We start from the raw sequence: 17,639 nt of genomic DNA, 5'->3' as shown, positions 1-17,639 counted from the left end.
TTCCTTTTATTTTACGGAGTAAGATAAAAACTCCACAATCATGGGAATTTTATCTGCAAAATCTTCCATCGCATGATTACCATGCATTTCTGTCATGATCAAGGATGTGTGTGGAGCTGTACTATAATACCGTTCAGCCTCACGATAATCCAAAACTTCATCACCTTGTTGCAATAACACCATTATTTTGTCTGCATCTTGCACAAACGGTACAGCAATATCTTCCAAATACGCCAATTGAGCATGATCCAGTGTCCATTGTTCTGTCACCTGATAAGGCATATGCTCAGTTCCAAAAAGACGACGAAACAATTCCCATGGTCGCATAGCTGGATTAATTAAAACAGCGGGTACACCGTATTTTGCGACCAACTGTGTCGCATAAAACCCCCCTAGACTGCTGCCAACCAAGACTACATCTGACCATTGCTCAATATATGCTGAAATTTTCGCCAACACATCTTTTGGATGTTGATTTAAATCAGGTAAATGCACATTATGCGATGAATGGCATCGACAGTAATCATTCAGTTGTTGCCCTTTAATAGACAACGAGCTACTTTTAAAACCATGTAAATAAATAATATTCATTGAAAATAGATTGCTTTTTCACCACTAATGTTTTAATTTTTAATGTGACTCAAATCACAGAATTGTTTTAATTTGTATGTTTGGGAATCTTGTCCGACAAAAAATTAAAACTTTAATGCAATTATCGGTATTTTAAATAGTGTTCAGGATGAACAAGATAAGATGATTGCCTAAGAATTTATACATGGATCTAGAGCAAAAATAAAGTCTTTGTTCCAGATCAATATGGATGAGGAAATAACAATGCCAAGTTTAACCCCTTTACACGAAACCTATTGTAAGTGGGATCGCTCGCCTCCGAGTCAGGCAGACGTATTAGAAGGCTTAGCACAGTTAGTGAGTACACCGCTTAGTGGTGTCGTTCAGGACTTCATCCAGTCGATTCAGCGTGAAATGTTACTGAGTATTTTTGGTTTAAGTAAGCAAAAAGCTAAACGTTTTCAGTCACGTCCAATCGTCGATAAATTCTATAAATTCGGTTATAACGCTTTACAAAATTATGGTAGTCACCTGTTGGCGCCTGTACTTCGTAAAACCATTGAACGTTTCCCAAATCTACATGATAAACCACTTAATGCGCATATGACTTTTTTAGTCAGTGCTTTAAATGGTGTGCTGGGCGATTACCTTTTGGCGACACATAATCCATTGGCACTTTCACCGGTACTTTATGATCATTACGGTGCATTACAACAAGGTGATCTGGCAGGTCGTGTGGTGATTTTCGCACACGGTTTGTGTATGACTTATCAGGATTGGAGCAACCGTGGCAATGGCGGTATTGGAGAAAAATTACTGGCACAACGTGATAACAACACCATGCTCTATTTTCACTACAATACTGGGCGCAGAATTTCAGCCAATGGACGCTCGTTAGCCAATCTGTTAGAAGACCTCATCAAACGTAATCCACGTATTACCAGTATTGATTTGATTGGACACAGTATGGGAGGTTTGGTTTGTCGTAGTGCCTTATTCTATGGCAAGCAGAATATGCACCAATGGTTTCATATGGTTGAAAACCTAGTATGTATTGGTTCTCCGCATCATGGCGCGGTGTTGGAACGCTTTGGTTTTGCAATCCAAGAAAAGATTGGACATTTCCCCATCGTCAAAATCATCAGCCATGTTGTGAATATTCGCAGTAATGGGATTTTAGACTTGCGCTATGGTAGTGTTCGTGATGATGATTGGGAACATAATAATGCGCGTATCGGTTTAATGGACGATAACCGTAAACCTGCGCCACTGCCCTCACACATCAACACCTTTTTAATTGCTGGCACCTTAGAGTTTGAGAATCGAAAAAATCGAACCTTAAAAGTAATTGGCGATTATTTGGTCAGTCTAAAGAGTGCTTTAGGCGAACACCCTAATCCACGCTTTCAATTAAAACTGCCAGAATCGCACAAAGCGGTGTTCTATGGTCTTAACCATTTTGATATTCAATATCACCCTTTGGTTTCAGAACAGATCGCCAAGTGGTTCTACCCACGCCATGATGAATTGGCGGAAGAACAAATCCGTAAATATTTGATTAAATTAGAAAGCATGCAGGGCATTGTAGAAACATAAAGGTAAAAAACCTAGCCCTAAAAAAAGCTGATGTTTAATCAGCTTTTTTTAGATTATTTGATTTCGACTCGATAGGACTTGGTTTTCTTAGGGTCAAGCATTTCACCATATTCATCAAAATTTGATTTTTCTGTACATTGTGTATCAATGAATAATTTTTGATTTTTTGCAATCAAGCCTTGTGTTAACTCACAGGTCCAACCTTGATTATAAAATTTCTGATCAACTTTTTTACCGTTTAAGTCGAATTGTGTCACTTCAATCAAAGACTGTGCCAATGTTCTTGCTGGATGGCTCTGAGATACAGACAACACATAGTATCGACCATGATGTAATTGGCAGTCTTCAACATGACTCGAAAAATAATCAGGATTGGTCTTAAACATTTTAAAAGGTTGGGCACCAAATTTGACATAAGAAACATCTGCTGGGATGGTGTCATCAAATTCGGATTTAAAGTGACAGGATACATCTTGACTGGCAAGTGGTGGTGTCTTGGCTAAAACGGGTGTAGATACACAAAGCGCAATTGCGCCAAGACAACTTAAATATATTTTAGACTTCATCATTTTAATAAGACGATATTGACTGTGATTGTAATGAAATAAGATCATAAAAAAGAGCTGAGCAATACCAACTCTTTTTTATAGTGCTTTTAGTACTTTCTAAACAACTGCCATAAGCTAATCAGTGCCAAAACACTAAAGAACAATAATGACCATACAGGTAAAGACTGACCTAAAAAGGTCCAATCCACCATTGCACACTCACCAGAACCTTTTAAAACATTTTCAAAAACAGCTTTTAAAGGCAAAGTATCTACCCAGTAGTCCAAACCAGGACCACAACTTGGCACTTGATCCTTAGGTAAGTTTTGCAGCCACACATGACGAGCAGCAACACCGACTGACCAAGAGATTGTCACTAAACCCAAGAAACTATAAATGCGTTTCAATACATTATTTTTAGGATGATGTAAAAATGCGATTAAAGAGATCAGTCCAAGACCGATCAACCCAATACGTTGAAAAACACAAAGTGGACATGGTTCAAGCCCTTGCACATGCTCTAAATAGAGTGCAAAAGACATCCCGGCCACACTTGCTAAAAATAAAAGACCACTTACGAAGCGATAACTACGCCATTGCATGGAGCTTCCTCGTTAATATAATCAATGCCTTATCTAAATTTACTCAGATAATCTTCAAAACTTATACTTGTATCTTGTTCAAGTTGCTGTTGTTCTGCGAGAGAAGTTTGAGTAAGACCCTCAAAATACGCTAAAGTTTCAGGACTTAATACATGTTGTTCGTAACTTTCGATATGCTGATTTGCCATATAACTGCCAAAACTCCATGTCCCACCTTGCTCCATGGTATCGGCAATCACTTGTGCTGATAAAGTCTCATCAACATCATCAATCCGTGTTTGCATCACATTGAGCGCTTGACGATACAAATCGGTCGAATAGCTTTGATTCAGTAAAGTTGCAAGCGGTTGCATGGCATTGAGATGTTGTTGTAACCATTCTAACAATGGATATTCAGCACCTGCCTCAATAATTTTGGCATTCGGCGCACGTCCACGATTGACCACCTCAGTTTGGTTTTGTTCAATCACATCTTGCTCTTCATCCCATAAATCTGGGCTATCTTGCAGTAAACAATATAAGGCAACCACTTCCAAGAAGCCTGCGGTATCTTCATTGATCCCGATTGCGCTGTACGGATTGACATCTACAGCACGTAATTCAACATAACCAATACCCCGATCTGCCAATGCTTGAGATGGGGTTTCCCCTGCTCGTGGAACTTGCTTAGGTCGAACAAGACTATAGTATTCATTTTCAATCTGTAAGACATGATCATTGATTTGGATCGGCTCACCTTCGGCATTGTTTAGCCCCAAATGACTAAACTGCGCATAAGGTGAATTCACCGCTTTCTGTAATTCAGCCACATAACTGTCTAAATTGTTATAGTGAATGCCTAATTGTTTTTGAGCAGAATTTTGATAACCAAAACGTCCCATACGCAATGCAGTCGCATAAGGTAAAAATAAAGTGCCTTTGATTAATGGCAATAACTGGTGCTCACGTCCGGTCATAAAACATTTACATACCGACGGGCTCGCGCCCACCAAATACATCACTAACGGCGTTAAACGAATAAAATTACGAATTAAACCCAAGTAACGGTGGCTTCGATAGTCTTGTAAACTCAATGCTTTTAATGCATCGTCTTGTTCATGTTGTTGTAGTTGTTCAAATAAAGCATCAGGAAACGAGACATTATAATGCACGCCTGAAATCGTCTGCATCCGGCGACCGTAGCGAATACCCAAACCATGACGATACAGGGTTTTAAATTTACCAATATTGGATGTGCCGTATTGTGCCAAACGAATATTTTCTTCTTTTTCATCCAACATGCATGGCATAGACAATGTCCAAAGCTTTTCACCATTTTCTAAATGGCGATGTACCACAGCATGTATATCCGTTAAAAAATTTAGCGCTTCAGCAATACTTTCTTTTGGAGGCGTAATAAATTCCATCAACGCTTCCGAATAATCTGTTGTGATATGCGGATGCGTCAAAGCAGAACCTAAAGACAGCGGATGATCGGCTTGTGATAAAAAGCCATTATTTTGCATACGCAGGCTTTCCCGTTCAATGCCACGTAACATCCCTTTGAATAAGGTAGAATCCACCCAATCTGGCACGATAAATTGGGAAATCATTTCGGGTTGACTCATACTTACTCACTTATCTTAAAGAATTTTTTAAAATAAAATATTTGGATGCGCGCAGTATAACGTTATTTATCGATATACACGTATAACCATCGTTGTTTTAAATCAATTATTCACTTTATTTCGAAAAAAGTTTTTATCACAAAGTTCGACTACAAGACATCAAAAATTTGTGTTTGTATAGAAAAATCACCATTAAAGAATTGTAAACATTATGAATTATCAAGAAATTATCGATTTTTGGTTTAGTGCAGAAACGCAACCTTTTTGGTTCGCCAAAAGTGACGCATTTGATCAAACCTTAGATGAGCGCTTTGCACATACCTTAGATCAAGCCAAACAGTGTGAATTATGGACATGGCGGGCAACAGCCGAAGGTCGCCTTGCTGAAATTATTGTTCTAGATCAATTTTCTCGTAATTTATATCGAGATCAAGCCAATGCATTTGCTCAGGATGCTTTGGCACTCGCATTGGCACAAGAAGCGATTCAGCTTAAATTAGATCAAGCGTTAAAGCCTGAACAACGTTCATTCTTATATATGCCATTTATGCACAGTGAATCGAAAATCATTCATGCTCAGGCTTTACAGCTTTTTGAAACGTTGGGTAATCCAATCAATTTGGACTTCGAGAAAAAGCATAAACTGATTATTGACCGTTTTGGACGTTACCCACATCGTAATCAAATTTTGGGAAGAACCTCAACTGCTGAAGAAATTGAGTTTTTAAAACAACCGAATAGCAGTTTTTAATCGCTGTGGCTGATGTAAAATTCATATTGCATCAGCCACTAAAAAACATAGCTTTGCTTAATGATTTTATTTTCAATCATTTCCGCCTGTAATGACTTTAATTGGCGTTCAGTTGTATTAAAGCGAGGAAATAGAGGAATACCACTTCCCAATAAAACAGGCATAATAAAGACATCTAACTGATTGATAAGATTTTGTTCTATTAATGTATTTTGTAATTGAGTTCCTCCAACCACCCACACATTGCCAGAATAATTCTGCTGAAGATGATCAATTAAAGCACTCACTCCATTTGTCCATACTGAAAGAGATGAATCACATAATGTTAAATGGGGGATTGGAACTTACAATAAACCCTTTTTGATTAGGGTAAGGCCATTCAGTACCAAAAGAGCATATCACCTCATAAGCTTTACGCCCCATCAGAATAATATCAATCTCCTTGATGAAATCATCATAGCCACAGTCAATACTTTGAAATGGTGTCAAAAACTCCACGGATCCATCAAGCGTTGCAATATATCCATCTGCACTGGTGGCAATATAACCTCTAATTTGAATCGTCATTTAATTCTCTACACATAATTTATGTTTAATATTCAACTTTTGATAGGCGCATAGGGCAATTTCAGAATTGAGCTAATTTCAAATTACAATCTTCTCTATGGCGATTTAACAAAAATCTTCTTGAAATTCATTGTCAGTCCATCAACTTAGAACACTATAGCACTTAGAAATTTATTCACTTCCATCCCACAAAATGGACAAGGAGCAACAGATGAAAAAAATACTGATTGGTCTGACAATTGTAGCTGTACTCACCATTACGGGTTGTGCCACTACACCAAGCAAACCACGCACCTTTGACCAACTTGGACAATACACCACAGTTCCACTCAATGATCATAGCTATCGCATTAGTTTTCAAGGCAATAGTAATATGAGTTTTGGAACTGCTGAAGAAATTAATCTCGTCAAAGCTGCTCAAACCACCCTATTAAATGGTTTTACATACTTTAAAGTTCTAGATGATCCGAGCAATCGAAGTCAGCAACCTCCTCGTAAAGCTGTGGTCTATCCATCCACAAACTACTATCCATATGGTTGGGGGTATCGTCGCCACCCAATGTTCTGGAATGACCCATTTTACGATATGCCACAAGTCGTCAATATTGATCCCGTACAGATTTCCTATACGATTGAATGTTATAAAGATAAGAAATCATCACCCAACGATGCTTTTGACGCTCGTCTGATTTTGCAATCTTTAGGACCTAAATATGGGGTTAGTCCGACAGGACAGGTACTACAACCACAACCTGATACGGTAACATCAAAGCAATAAAGATAAAGACACTTGTTTTAGGAAAATGAATGAGCGGAATTGAACACAGTGAAATCGCCAACAGTATTCCCAGCCTAGATCGAAGCAAACGCTTTGCCACAATTGCATTGATTGTGGCAGTCGTGGCGTGGATTGCTTTAATCATTTCTGCCAAGTTGCTCCCTGAATATGCATGGTTTATTCATATCCTCATGTTAGGTGCTGAAGCTGGAGTTGTTGGTGGTCTAGCCGACTGGTATGCAATTACGGTCTTGTTCCGCAATCCCTTTGGGAAAATCCCTATTCCTAAGTTTTTAAAAGATCACACTGAAATTATTCCACGTAATAAGGCACGTATTGCGGAATCGATGGGTAAATTTGTTCAGGAAAACTTTCTTTCTCCCCAAATCGTTGAACGGAGTTTAAAAAATACTGACCTGAGTTTAGCCGTAGGTCAATGGTTGGCACATCCAAAAAATAACGGTCAAGTGGTGGATGTGATTCAACAAACAGTACCGAAAATTTTTGAATTTGTTGGTCAGGATCAAATTGGACGTTTTATCCAAAATAACAGCGTGCAATGGGTTCGTAATACCCGTATGAACCAACTTGCCAGTGAAATGCTTCGTGCAGTTTTAGACAATGATTTCCATCAAGATGTGTTACAACGTGGACTCGACATTGCCCATGAATGGATGATGACCCATCCTGAAAGAACACGTGAACTCACACAAACTCTGTTTAAAGAGCTGGGCGTTTCACGCCTTGCCAAAGGTGCAAGCTGGATTGGGATTGATGTTGAGCAACGCACCATTGATTCAATTATTGAAAAAGTTGAGTCGATGCTGGCAGATGAAGAGCATCCAATCCGCCAAAAAATAGAACAAGCAGCACATCAACTGATGGTGCAATTGGCAGATAATAATAGCAATGCCAGCATACGTTTAAACGAAACCAAAAATGCCCTTTTAGACAGTGAACCTGTTTTGAATTTTATTACTGGTGCAGTGGTTATTTTATGTGATGCGATTAAATCTGACCTGCTTAAAGCAGACTCAGGTATTGCGATGAACCTGCGTGTTGCAATTCAACAAGTGGGAGAAAACCTCGTACAAAACCAATCGGTTCGTGACCTGCTCAACGACCGAATCAGCGGTATTGCTGTCAATCTAAGCGATCAATATAGTGAAAAAGTGATTACGTTTATTAGTCAACGAATTCATGAATGGGACTCTACAGAGATGATTGCTAAAATTGAAAATGAAGTCGGTGGCGACTTACACATGATACGCGTGAATGGTGTGGTCGTAGGTGCATTTATTGGTTTGAGTTTAGGTGTCATTCGCGCTGTGATTGATTTTGCGATCTAACGATGACAATGCATACGATGAAATCCATTCAATCACAAGTATAAAATGAATTAAAAATGGGAGCTGAGCTCCCATTCTTTTTACTTAAACATTGATGATGTTAAGACATAATTTGCTCAAATTGAGCTTTTAAGGGTTGGTTAATCAATTGAATAATTAATCGTGACGACGACACGAGCAATTTTATTGATGGTATTTTTGTCATATGCACCGCCATAATCACTGTCATCGTCTGAGCCACTTTCAGGCAAGATATAAAACGCACCTTGGCTTGCAGAGCGCATTGCACCCACTTTCACACCACCCACTTTTGCAAATTCATTGGCACGGCTATGAGCATTCTTTGTGGCATTGGCAATCAATGACATCTTTATTTCTTCTAGATTAGAAACCAAATACTGTGGTTTTTGTTCAATTGAAATACCTTTTTCATCCAGTAGGTATGCATCTTTTGCAGCTTTTTCAATTTTTTGAATATCGCGGGTATTGATCACCAACGACTGCATCGCAACATAACCTCTAAATTCACGAATTGTTTTTCCATCACCCTGATCTACATCTTGATAATAGGGTTGCGAACTTTTATTGCCTAATTTCATTTCTGTGGCTTTAAAACCATGTTCAACAAAGAACGATTGTAAGGTCTTTATTTCTTGATCAAGTAATTGATAGGACGCTGTCACACTGTCCGTCGCACGACTGGTTTGAAGGTTGATTTCCCAACGTGCAGAATCTGCTTGGATAGGTTTTTCTGCCAAACCTTTCACAATAATTGAATTTTTTTCACCACCAAATTGCTTAAAAGCATATCCCAATACACTTGCCGAAATAATAAAACCTAAACTCAGGATCAGTGCAAAAACCCATAAGGTTTTATATGTAATTGATTTATTTTCCATTATTCTAATTTCATCAAAATTATCATATAGATTTTATAATAATAAATGAGCACTAAGTCAACCATATATGATACTGAATAAGATGCTAAATAAATCGTCTTCTTGTATCCTAGCTAAAATAAATGCTTATTTAAATTCGGAGAGAAAATTAGTGAGTTTAATTAATATAAGAAAAGCCGATATTGAAGATTTTAATATTTTATCCGAAATCTGGCTTGAAGCATCATTAATCGCTCACCATTTTATTCCAGAAACATATTGGAAAGCGCATAAGCTCAAAATGCAGCATGTTTATCTTCCTATGTCCGAAGTTTATCTTGCAGAACATAACCAACAAATCTGTGGATTTATTGCTTTACTAGACACCCAAATAGCCGCAATTTTTGTCTCACCGCAATATCAGGAAAAAGGTATAGGTACAGGGCTGATCCAATACGCTCAAGCCATACGGACTGAACTAAAATTAAATGTCTATCAAGAAAATCCAAAAAGTGTACAATTTTATAAGACTTTAGGTTTTGAAATTTTAGAAGAAGGTATCGATTTAGAAACCAATTCAAAAGAATTTTTAATGCATTGGATAAAATAATTTGATTGTATTTATTTATACATGAATCTGACGTTTATTCTAAAAATCAGATTCAGCTTGGATTAAAGAATCGTAAACATCATGGCTGTATATAATTAACGCCTTCATCATCAATATAAGCAATAACAAATAAATTATGACTATATTTTTCTTTAAGGTAATGGATTGGGATAGATTAAATTCTTTATTCAAATCATCAACTATTTACATACACCTTCTCGTTTATATTCATGAATTAATGTTGTATTGGATGGCATTTTCGCTTCAACAATTAAATGATTTGCTGAAACACGCTGTACTCGATAATTGACTTTAAATACACTGAAAGCACCTGAACATTGTAAAGCCATACGCCCCTCATTCGGCTGATCACTGGTAATTTGAGTTTTACATTCTTGAGGAATGCTTTCTCGCATCTCATCTGTTTGTTGTTTGATGAAATCTTTAATCTTGATACAACCACGTTCAGTATGGTCTGCTGCTGTAGACTTATGTGGTCGCATGGTTGATTTCCAGCTCCAAATTCCATCTTGAAGATTTTGTGCAGCTTTGAGCTGATAGATTGGAAAATCCGCAGCTACAGCAAGTTTACTTAAGATAAAAACGAAACAGCCCATCAATAGCTTAACGAAATGCATGAAGTAACCCTCCTTTTATAAGTATATGTTTTCTATTTCAGTTCTCATTTTACAGAGACAAAATGTCATTATTATTGACTTAGATCCTGAGCATCAATGGTCTTAAATTATTATCCCCTAATCAACCGTTCAATCACTCAGCAAAGAAACCTCTCAAATATCATTGTATACATATTCAGTCACCCAGTTCAGTATATGACTCATTTGTAATGATTCCATTGTTTTAAGCTGTGAAATATTCAGATGTGATAAGACTATTTGATCACGCAAGTCTTTCTTAATTGAATAAAATTATCAATCATGAATTTTATTCAACTTTTTATGAATTAATATCATTTTTATTCATGTCTGGTTTGGGGTATAAATTACACCATGCTCCTCGCTACAGACCATATCAGCATTGATTTTCAATTTTTCATGCAGTTCAGATAAGAAAATATTGAAAAACTATGGATGAATAAGTTTCAACAATACTTTGAGGTAGTCGACAAGAGCATGAAATAAATTCAGGTTTTTATCTCAGAAATTAGGGTTATCACAATGAGTAAAGAGTTTACATTTACGATTAAGCGCATTAGTTTCGATGAAAACTATCATCCAGCTGACAGTACGCGCATTACAACCAACTTTGCAAATTTAGCAAGAGGTGAGAGTCGTCAAGACAACTTGCGCAATACTCTGAAGATGATCAACAATCGTTTCAATGCTTTGGCACATTGGGATAACCCGAAAGCAGACCGTTACGCTGTCGAACTTGAAATTATTTCAGTGGATATTGATATTGAAGGCAATGGTGAAACTTTCCCAACAATAGAAATTTTGAAAACCAATATTATCGATCACAAAAACAATCAACGTATTGAAGGTATTGTTGGAAATAATTTTTCCTCTTATGTGCGAGACTATGATTTTAGTGTACTTCTGTTAGAACATAATAAAGATAAAGCTGAATTTAGCCTTCCAGACAACTATGGTGAGCTTCACGGTAACATTTTTAATTCATTCGTTCATTCGAATACTTATAAAGATAATTTTAGTAAAGCACCAGTAATTTGTTTGAGTGTTTCTAGCAGCAAAACCTATCACCAAACTGCAAATCAACATCCTGTTTTAGGCGTTGAATATCAACAAGATGAATACTCTCTAACAGATGAGTATTTTGCAAAAATGGGTTTGCAGGTTCGCTATTTTATGCCGCCGAATAGTGTTGCGCCATTAGCATTCTATTTCCGTGGTGATTTACTCAGTGATTACACCAACCTTGAGTTGATCAGTACCATCAGCACCATGGAAACTTTCCAAAAAATTTATCGCCCAGAAATTTACAATGCAAACTCTGTTGCTGGAAAGACTTATCAACCAAGCTTAAAGCATCAGGATTATTCACTGACCCGTATTGTGTATGACCGAGAAGAGCGCAGCCAGTTGGCCATTAAGCAAGGCAAATTTACTGAAGAACAATTCATCAAGCCGTACAAAAGCATCCTTGAGCAGTGGTCTTCAAACTACGTTGCTGTATAACCTAAATAGACAAGATATCGATTATGAAAATTTTATTACCGACTTCAACTGCTGGCAGCTTACCAAAACCGTCTTGGCTTGCAGAACCTGAAAAACTTTGGTCACCTTGGAAATTACAAGATGAGCAATTAATTGAAGGTAAACAAGATGCTTTGCGTTTGTCATTGCAAGAGCAACAACACGCGGGTATTGATATCGTCAGTGATGGTGAACAAACTCGTCAGCATTTCGTAACGACTTTTATTGAACACCTTAATGGTGTCGATTTTGAGAAACGTGAAACTGTTCGTATCCGTAATCGTTATGATGCGAGTGTCCCTACAGTCGTAGGTGAAGTGTCTCGTCAAAAACCAGTTTTCGTTGAAGATGCGAAGTTTTTACGTCAACAAACCTCGCAACCGATTAAATGGGCGTTGCCTGGTCCAATGACCATGATTGATACGCTTTATGATGCGCATTATAAAAGCCGTGAAAAACTGGCTTGGGAATTTGCCAAGATTCTCAATGAAGAAGCGAAAGAGTTAGAAGCCGCAGGTGTAGATATTATTCAGTTTGATGAGCCTGCATTTAATGTATTTTTCGATGAAGTTAACGACTGGGGTGTTGCAACTTTAGAGCGAGCGCTTGAAGGACTTAAATGTGAAACTGCGGTGCACATTTGCTATGGTTATGGTATCAAAGCCAATACAGATTGGAAAAAGACGTTGGGTTCAGAATGGCGCCAATATGAAGAGGCATTCCCTAAACTTCAACAGTCTAAAATCGATATTGTCTCTTTAGAATGTCAAAACTCTCGTGTACCCATGGATTTGATTGAATTGATCCGTGGTAAAAAAGTGATGGTGGGTGCGATTGATGTTGCGACCAACAACATAGAAACGCCAGAAGAAGTTGCCAATACACTGCGTAAAGCACTGCAGTTTGTCGATGCGGATAAGCTTTATCCTTCAACCAACTGTGGAATGGCACCACTCTCTCGTCAAGTCGCACGAGGTAAACTGAATGCCCTAAGTGCAGGTGCAGAAATTGTGCGTAAAGAGCTTTCTCGCTAGTTTTCATTCGTAGTATTCGGTATAAAGGGGAACCATTTCAGTTTGTTTGGATATATATTTCTACGCAAACTGATAACCCCCATTTTTAATCCTGTGTAATTATCCGCCCTACGCATATCTGATCCAGTTAAAATGGTCGACAAGACGCAATAGCAAGGTATCGCTAAATCTAAAAGTGGTACGGTTCAATTTAGGAATGATGTAATGATTGAAGCAAAAAACTATAGAGATGCAATGTCTTTGCTCACCAGTGCGGTCAGTGTGATTACAACAACGGGCTTGTCGGGTCGTTACGGATTCACTGCATCAGCTGTATGTAGCGTGACTGATACACCACCAACCTTACTGGTATGTATGAACAAGGCATCTAGTTCACACGCACATTTTATTGAAAATAAAATTTTAACTGTCAATGTACTCAGCGCACATCATCAGCATATTTCTAAAGCTTTTTCGTCTAAGTTAAGCCCAGAAGAAAGATTTAAACATGGTGTTTGGACCGAGTTAGAAACCGGCGCACCTGTTTTAAAAGATGCTTTGGTGAATTTCGATTGTGAAATTGAGCAAATGCAAGAAGTTGGCACGCATACGATCTTGATTTGTCGTATTGTTGCGATTCAACAGAGCCAACATGATCAAAGCTTGGTTTATTTTAATCGTGCTTACCACCATGTGGGACAGACGGAAATTGCTTAGTGTGTTTGCTGATTTGTAGTGTGATATTAAAATGATTAAAGACTTCTGTGTTATATAAATGCAGTTAAGATGTTAATTTTCAAATTTTTTCAAACTATGCACTTCTATTAATTTCTTCTTTTCATTCATAGATATATTTTTTAATTTTAAAATATCTTTATTTAATAGCTTGTCTGTTTCTAACAACTCTTCAAATGTCATAGATTCTAGAGTCGCAATTGTCTCAGGCTCTAATTGTGTAAGTTCAAACTTTGCTTTGTTCGGATCATAGTAAGTAAATTTTTTTACTCCAGAGTTTTCAAAGTTTTTGTAATACAAAATACCAGAGCTAAATAACTCTTTATTTTTATAAACTTTAAAACTTAAATGATCTTTTGCAAAAACATAGTCATTTTCGACATTTATGTCTTTAAAAATATTTTCTGTATGCTGAATTTTATTAAATTCAGGTGTAAATATATAAAATTCATAATAAAAAATATTTGAATTTAGTGAAGACTTTTTCACCAATTTTCCTTGGTTAATAATGGTTTCTTTCTTAACCAAACCATACCACCTTGAATTTAAATAGTTTTTATACGTATATAAATTTATATTTAAGTTTTCTGAACTTGCTTGATCTTCCACGTTAAAATTTAAGCGAGTAGATTCTTTGATATGTTCTGAACATCCTAATAAGAATATGACTATCAAAATTAATATTTTCATAAAACTTAAATACCTTTCTTAATTTAAATCATCCAAAATTTTTAAAAATTTTGTATCAACTTGATCAAAATCTTGTTTATTTTTAAATGAATTTTGATGAATAGCTTCGGGGCTTAAAACAGTTTCACTTGAAGATAAATACACTAGGTTATCAAAGATATTAATAAAAATTCTTATATCAGTTTGATTACTTCCCATTACCAAACTATTGGTATATTTCATTTTTGCATACTGATTTTTATATTTTGCGTAGATATAATAATCACTAAAAGTATTTATATCTTCTTTTTTATAATTTTGCATTCTTCCTTCTTTAAATAAAACAGTATAATTGTTAGTTTTTCCTATATATTTTTTTAACTCATATCCATCCAAGAGATATCCATACGGATTCACCACAATTTTTAAATCTTTATTATCTATGGATTTATCAAAGATAACATCTACTTTTGTTTCATAATTCTGTGAAGATATTTTTGAGCATGAATTTGTTATAACTACTATGATAAGAACGATAAGAATTTTAAAAAACATGATTAAATCCTTATTCGTTTAGGGGTTTATTATACTAGACCTACAAACGATTCTGACCAATACATTAATATAAAGACAACATAAATAAATCTTTTTAACACAAATAAAATCAACTATTTAACATACAACCAAACATCAGGATCTATATAGCTTTCATCTATATGATAACCTTTAGATCTCATATCTTTTTCATCTATTCCTCTTGACCGTTTATCTTTAATTAAACTTTGTTTGAATGCATTCTCTAATTCTTGAGGTGTCATCTTATCGGTATCAGACATTAGGTTTCTTTCATTATAACGGACTGTTTGAAAGCTATAACGTACAATATATTGTTCTTTACCTTCTTCATTTTTTTTAGTTTGTTTTAGGCTAATATCTAGTAGAATACCATTTGCGTATAAACGGTAACCTATCGTTTTACCTGCTATAGAGTTTATAATTTTTTTCCACTCTTCAAAATTAAATATATAACTCATATCAACGATGTCATGCCCTTCCATTAAATATCTAATATTGTCCTCTTTTGCTACTCTTGGGTTATATCTAGCAAAATAAGTATTCCATCCTGCTTGATTTAAGCGTTTCATTAACTCAACATAACCGTGATAAGCTTGCTCAGGGCTTACGAATTCTTCCTTATTTAAACCAGCATCAATATCAAATATTTGAATTCCATCAGTTGTATTCCATTGTGTCCCTAGTACGGAAAAAACATGGTCAATGACTAGGCTATTTGTTCCATTTTCTATTTTAATTTGACCTAGACTTGGAGGAGAAAAATCTAATTCTCTAAAGCTCGCGCCTGCTGATTGATGATCTACCTGTCCATCATTATATTTCAAAAAATCTTGAACACCTTGTTGACCAAAATGCAAAATGTAAGTCTGTTGATTCATTGCGTTATTCTCGATGTCTTTTGCCTTTGGTTGGCATGCCGTGAGTAAGTACGGCGAATTCAAACATGAGGTGCGACAGTTTCAAAAGCCATATGATAATCAACAAGCTGAGCAAATTTCTCTAATGGTGTAAGCCAATCTAACGCCTTTCTAGGACGAGTATTCAGTGACATGGCAACTTGATTTAAATAATGCTGATCTGCCTGATTTAAATCAATCCCTTTAGGTAAATATTGCCTAATTAAACCATTCATATTTTCGCATGTGCCTTTTTGCCAAGGTGAATGTGGGTCACAGAAATATACATCTATGCCTAAATCTTCTTCGAGTATTTTATGTTCTGACATCTCGCGTCCACGGTCATAGGTCAACGTTTTACGCAGTTCTGCAGGTAAATATTTCAGAGCTTCAGTTAAAGCCTTGCGCACTGATTCTGCCTTTGCATCAGGTAATGTTGCCAAGATACAGAGCCGTGTATTTCGTTCAATAAGTGTTGCTATCGAACTTTTATTGTCTTTACCTTTAATTAAATCAGCTTCCCAATGACCCGGTATTTTTCTTTCTTGAACTTCGGCTGGGCGCTCATGAATAGTTTTAATATCCTGTAATATAGAATCTTTTTTAGGTTCACCGTTAGCTTTTCGCTTTTTATTTTCATGACGCAGACAGGATAATAAGTCTTTTTTCAACTCACCCTTTGGTAATGCTCGTATCGTTGAATAAATCGTTGTATGGCTTACATTCATTGTTTGATCCAAATCAGGAAATGTCTTTAAACGCTTTGCTATTTGCTGAGGAGACCATAAACAACGGATCGCTTCAACAATAAATTTCCAGAGGATTGAATCGATTTTGAGTTTTCTGTGACCACGTCTACGTCTAGCGAAGGTGTTATCAGAAGCATATCGAGCTTGATAAACGTCATTGATGCTATTTCTTTTAAGCTCACGATAGATCGTACTAGGATGTCTTTTAATGAGTTCAGCAAATTTTCTGGCTGAAAAGCCTTCTTTTCTTGACTCAAGCATTAATGCAGTACGATCTTCAAAGTTAAGATGATGGTATGACAATTTTATATACTCCATAAACCCTTTAAATTAATTAGGTGGTTTATGTCGCACTTCAAGTTTTACTCTGCCTACCCACATATAAAAATAATAATTATGGAATAAGTAGAATGTTTAAATTTTCCCATCATTACTGTCTCTTTTAACGATGAAGTCAGCCTTACTATCGCCCCATCCCGCAATAATTCCTAATTCTTTTTCTAAAAAAGTACGTCTTTTTAAGATTTTTATATTAATTTTACTAAATACAAATCTCTGCTAAATCTGTTTTAGATATATTTAACTTTATTCTATTATCAAGAATACAAGAATAATTTCTTAAATTATATTCTTGTACTGATGAAGTTAAATCTATTTCTATGCCAATATCTGATTGAATTGGTCCTTTTCCAACTTCTTTTTTAAATTCGTCTAGGTTATAACAAAATAGATAATTTTTGTCATCTTTATCAAATTTTAAATTTCCACTTATCACTTCACCATTAAAATTTCTAACTTCAGGAAATAACCAGTTTATTTTATTAGCATTTCCTATAGTTTTACTTTTTGTAGCACATATTTTTTGATCTAATATTTTATATTCAAAGGTATCTTCATATTTTTTTTTACAACCTATTAAATCAAAAAATATGAAAGCCAAAAGGATAAATTTAATTTTCATTTTATAT

Annotated in this window: 21 protein-coding genes and 1 pseudogene; 8 read left to right on the top strand and 14 right to left on the bottom strand. The window is 36.0% G+C overall.

Translation table 11 applies throughout. From position 1 onward, the window contains the following. Nucleotides 1-6 precede the first annotated feature (6 nt). Nucleotides 7-591 carry a YqiA/YcfP family alpha/beta fold hydrolase gene (locus F938_RS21455; RefSeq protein WP_005035131.1) on the bottom strand — a complete coding sequence of 195 codons (585 nt, stop codon included), beginning with the start codon at nt 589-591 and terminating at the stop codon, nt 7-9. 243 nt (nt 592-834) lie between these two features. On the opposite strand from F938_RS21455, the gene F938_RS21450 reads away from it, so the two are divergent. Then, entirely contained in the window at nt 835-2,166 is a 1,332-nt protein-coding gene (locus tag F938_RS21450; protein WP_005035129.1) for a PGAP1-like alpha/beta domain-containing protein, read from the top strand. Between the two features lie 53 nt (nt 2,167-2,219). Here the strand turns inward: F938_RS21450 and F938_RS21445 are convergent, their stop codons facing one another. From F938_RS21445 to gshA, 3 genes are all read right to left on the bottom strand, one after another. Continuing rightward, a complete protein-coding gene (locus F938_RS21445; RefSeq protein WP_227567162.1) occupies nt 2,220-2,735 on the bottom strand; it encodes a hypothetical protein in 516 nt (171 codons plus the stop codon). An 86-nt stretch (nt 2,736-2,821) separates the two neighbouring features. Beyond that, on the bottom strand, nt 2,822-3,316 hold the full coding sequence (locus F938_RS21440; protein ID WP_005035126.1) for a disulfide bond formation protein B: 495 nt from the start codon (nt 3,314-3,316) through the stop codon (nt 2,822-2,824). Nucleotides 3,317-3,345: 29 nt separating this feature from the next. Beyond that, complete coding sequence (gene gshA / locus F938_RS21435) at nt 3,346-4,923, bottom strand: glutamate--cysteine ligase (protein ID WP_005035124.1); 1,578 nt, start codon at nt 4,921-4,923, stop codon at nt 3,346-3,348. Between the two features lie 211 nt (nt 4,924-5,134). Here gshA and F938_RS21430 point away from each other — a divergent pair, with 211 nt between their 5' ends. Then, nucleotides 5,135-5,674: a DUF924 family protein gene (locus F938_RS21430; RefSeq protein ID WP_004826015.1), complete on the top strand. Its 540-nt coding sequence runs from the start codon at nt 5,135-5,137 to the stop codon at nt 5,672-5,674. Between the two features lie 38 nt (nt 5,675-5,712). On the opposite strand, the gene F938_RS24840 is transcribed toward F938_RS21430, so the two are convergent. Together F938_RS24840 and F938_RS24835 are read right to left on the bottom strand one after the other, a co-directional pair. Then, nucleotides 5,713-5,961, bottom strand: coding sequence for a dihydrofolate reductase family protein (locus tag F938_RS24840; protein WP_005035122.1), 249 nt, complete (start codon nt 5,959-5,961; stop codon nt 5,713-5,715). Between the two features lie 28 nt (nt 5,962-5,989). Then, nucleotides 5,990-6,241 carry a dihydrofolate reductase family protein gene (locus F938_RS24835; RefSeq protein WP_005035119.1) on the bottom strand — a complete coding sequence of 84 codons (252 nt, stop codon included), beginning with the start codon at nt 6,239-6,241 and terminating at the stop codon, nt 5,990-5,992. A 211-nt stretch (nt 6,242-6,452) separates the two neighbouring features. On the opposite strand from F938_RS24835, the gene F938_RS21420 reads away from it, so the two are divergent. Both F938_RS21420 and F938_RS21415 read left to right on the top strand, forming a co-directional pair. Continuing rightward, the gene (locus F938_RS21420; protein WP_005035116.1) at nt 6,453-7,019 is read left to right on the top strand and encodes a CC0125/CC1285 family lipoprotein; all 567 of its coding nucleotides are present in this window, start codon (nt 6,453-6,455) and stop codon (nt 7,017-7,019) included. Nucleotides 7,020-7,048: 29 nt separating this feature from the next. Further along, the gene (locus tag F938_RS21415; RefSeq protein WP_005035114.1) at nt 7,049-8,368 is read left to right on the top strand and encodes a DUF445 domain-containing protein; all 1,320 of its coding nucleotides are present in this window, start codon (nt 7,049-7,051) and stop codon (nt 8,366-8,368) included. Between the two features lie 140 nt (nt 8,369-8,508). Here the strand turns inward: F938_RS21415 and F938_RS21410 are convergent, their stop codons facing one another. After that, nucleotides 8,509-9,267, bottom strand: coding sequence for an SIMPL domain-containing protein (locus F938_RS21410; protein ID WP_004826006.1), 759 nt, complete (start codon nt 9,265-9,267; stop codon nt 8,509-8,511). A gap of 151 nt (nt 9,268-9,418) precedes the next feature. On the opposite strand from F938_RS21410, the gene F938_RS21405 reads away from it, so the two are divergent. Beyond that, nucleotides 9,419-9,856: a GNAT family N-acetyltransferase gene (locus F938_RS21405; RefSeq protein ID WP_005035111.1), complete on the top strand. Its 438-nt coding sequence runs from the start codon at nt 9,419-9,421 to the stop codon at nt 9,854-9,856. Nucleotides 9,857-10,056: 200 nt separating this feature from the next. On the opposite strand, the gene F938_RS21400 is transcribed toward F938_RS21405, so the two are convergent. After that, nucleotides 10,057-10,494, bottom strand: a complete 438-nt coding sequence (locus F938_RS21400; protein ID WP_005035109.1) for a hypothetical protein — start codon at nt 10,492-10,494, stop codon at nt 10,057-10,059. A 540-nt stretch (nt 10,495-11,034) separates the two neighbouring features. Here F938_RS21400 and F938_RS21395 point away from each other — a divergent pair. The 3 genes from F938_RS21395 to F938_RS21385 all read left to right on the top strand — a co-directional run bounded on the left by F938_RS21395 (nt 11,035) and on the right by F938_RS21385 (nt 13,763). Beyond that, the gene (locus F938_RS21395; RefSeq protein WP_005035107.1) at nt 11,035-12,015 is read left to right on the top strand and encodes a DUF1852 domain-containing protein; all 981 of its coding nucleotides are present in this window, start codon (nt 11,035-11,037) and stop codon (nt 12,013-12,015) included. Between the two features lie 23 nt (nt 12,016-12,038). Then, a complete protein-coding gene (locus F938_RS21390) occupies nt 12,039-13,067 on the top strand; it encodes a methionine synthase (protein ID WP_005035105.1) in 1,029 nt (342 codons plus the stop codon). 204 nt (nt 13,068-13,271) lie between these two features. Continuing rightward, nucleotides 13,272-13,763, top strand: a complete 492-nt coding sequence (locus tag F938_RS21385) for a flavin reductase (protein ID WP_004825996.1) — start codon at nt 13,272-13,274, stop codon at nt 13,761-13,763. 72 nt (nt 13,764-13,835) lie between these two features. Here F938_RS21385 and F938_RS21380 read toward each other — a convergent pair whose 3' ends face one another. From F938_RS21380 to F938_RS21360, 6 genes and pseudogenes are all read right to left on the bottom strand, one after another. After that, nucleotides 13,836-14,471, bottom strand: coding sequence for a hypothetical protein (locus F938_RS21380; RefSeq protein ID WP_005035102.1), 636 nt, complete (start codon nt 14,469-14,471; stop codon nt 13,836-13,838). An 18-nt stretch (nt 14,472-14,489) separates the two neighbouring features. Continuing rightward, on the bottom strand, nt 14,490-15,005 hold the full coding sequence (locus F938_RS21375; RefSeq protein ID WP_005035100.1) for a hypothetical protein: 516 nt from the start codon (nt 15,003-15,005) through the stop codon (nt 14,490-14,492). A 113-nt stretch (nt 15,006-15,118) separates the two neighbouring features. Then, on the bottom strand, nt 15,119-15,904 hold the full coding sequence (locus F938_RS21370; protein ID WP_005035098.1) for a hypothetical protein: 786 nt from the start codon (nt 15,902-15,904) through the stop codon (nt 15,119-15,121). A 59-nt stretch (nt 15,905-15,963) separates the two neighbouring features. After that, nucleotides 15,964-16,989 carry an IS30-like element ISAba125 family transposase gene (locus F938_RS21365; RefSeq protein ID WP_004994718.1) on the bottom strand — a complete coding sequence of 342 codons (1,026 nt, stop codon included), beginning with the start codon at nt 16,987-16,989 and terminating at the stop codon, nt 15,964-15,966. 96 nt (nt 16,990-17,085) lie between these two features. Further along, nucleotides 17,086-17,190 (bottom strand): annotated as a pseudogene (locus F938_RS25055) (DUF2515 family protein); the annotation flags it as partial. A gap of 22 nt (nt 17,191-17,212) precedes the next feature. Further along, nucleotides 17,213-17,632 carry a hypothetical protein gene (locus F938_RS21360; RefSeq protein WP_005035096.1) on the bottom strand — a complete coding sequence of 140 codons (420 nt, stop codon included), beginning with the start codon at nt 17,630-17,632 and terminating at the stop codon, nt 17,213-17,215. Nucleotides 17,633-17,639 lie beyond the last annotated feature (7 nt).

Source organism: Acinetobacter bereziniae LMG 1003 = CIP 70.12 (genome assembly GCF_000368925.1).
In the GTDB taxonomy this organism is placed as follows: domain Bacteria; phylum Pseudomonadota; class Gammaproteobacteria; order Pseudomonadales; family Moraxellaceae; genus Acinetobacter; species Acinetobacter bereziniae.
The sequence above is the reverse complement of the archived record's forward strand: the minus strand, read 5'-3'. Positions and strand labels throughout refer to the sequence as shown.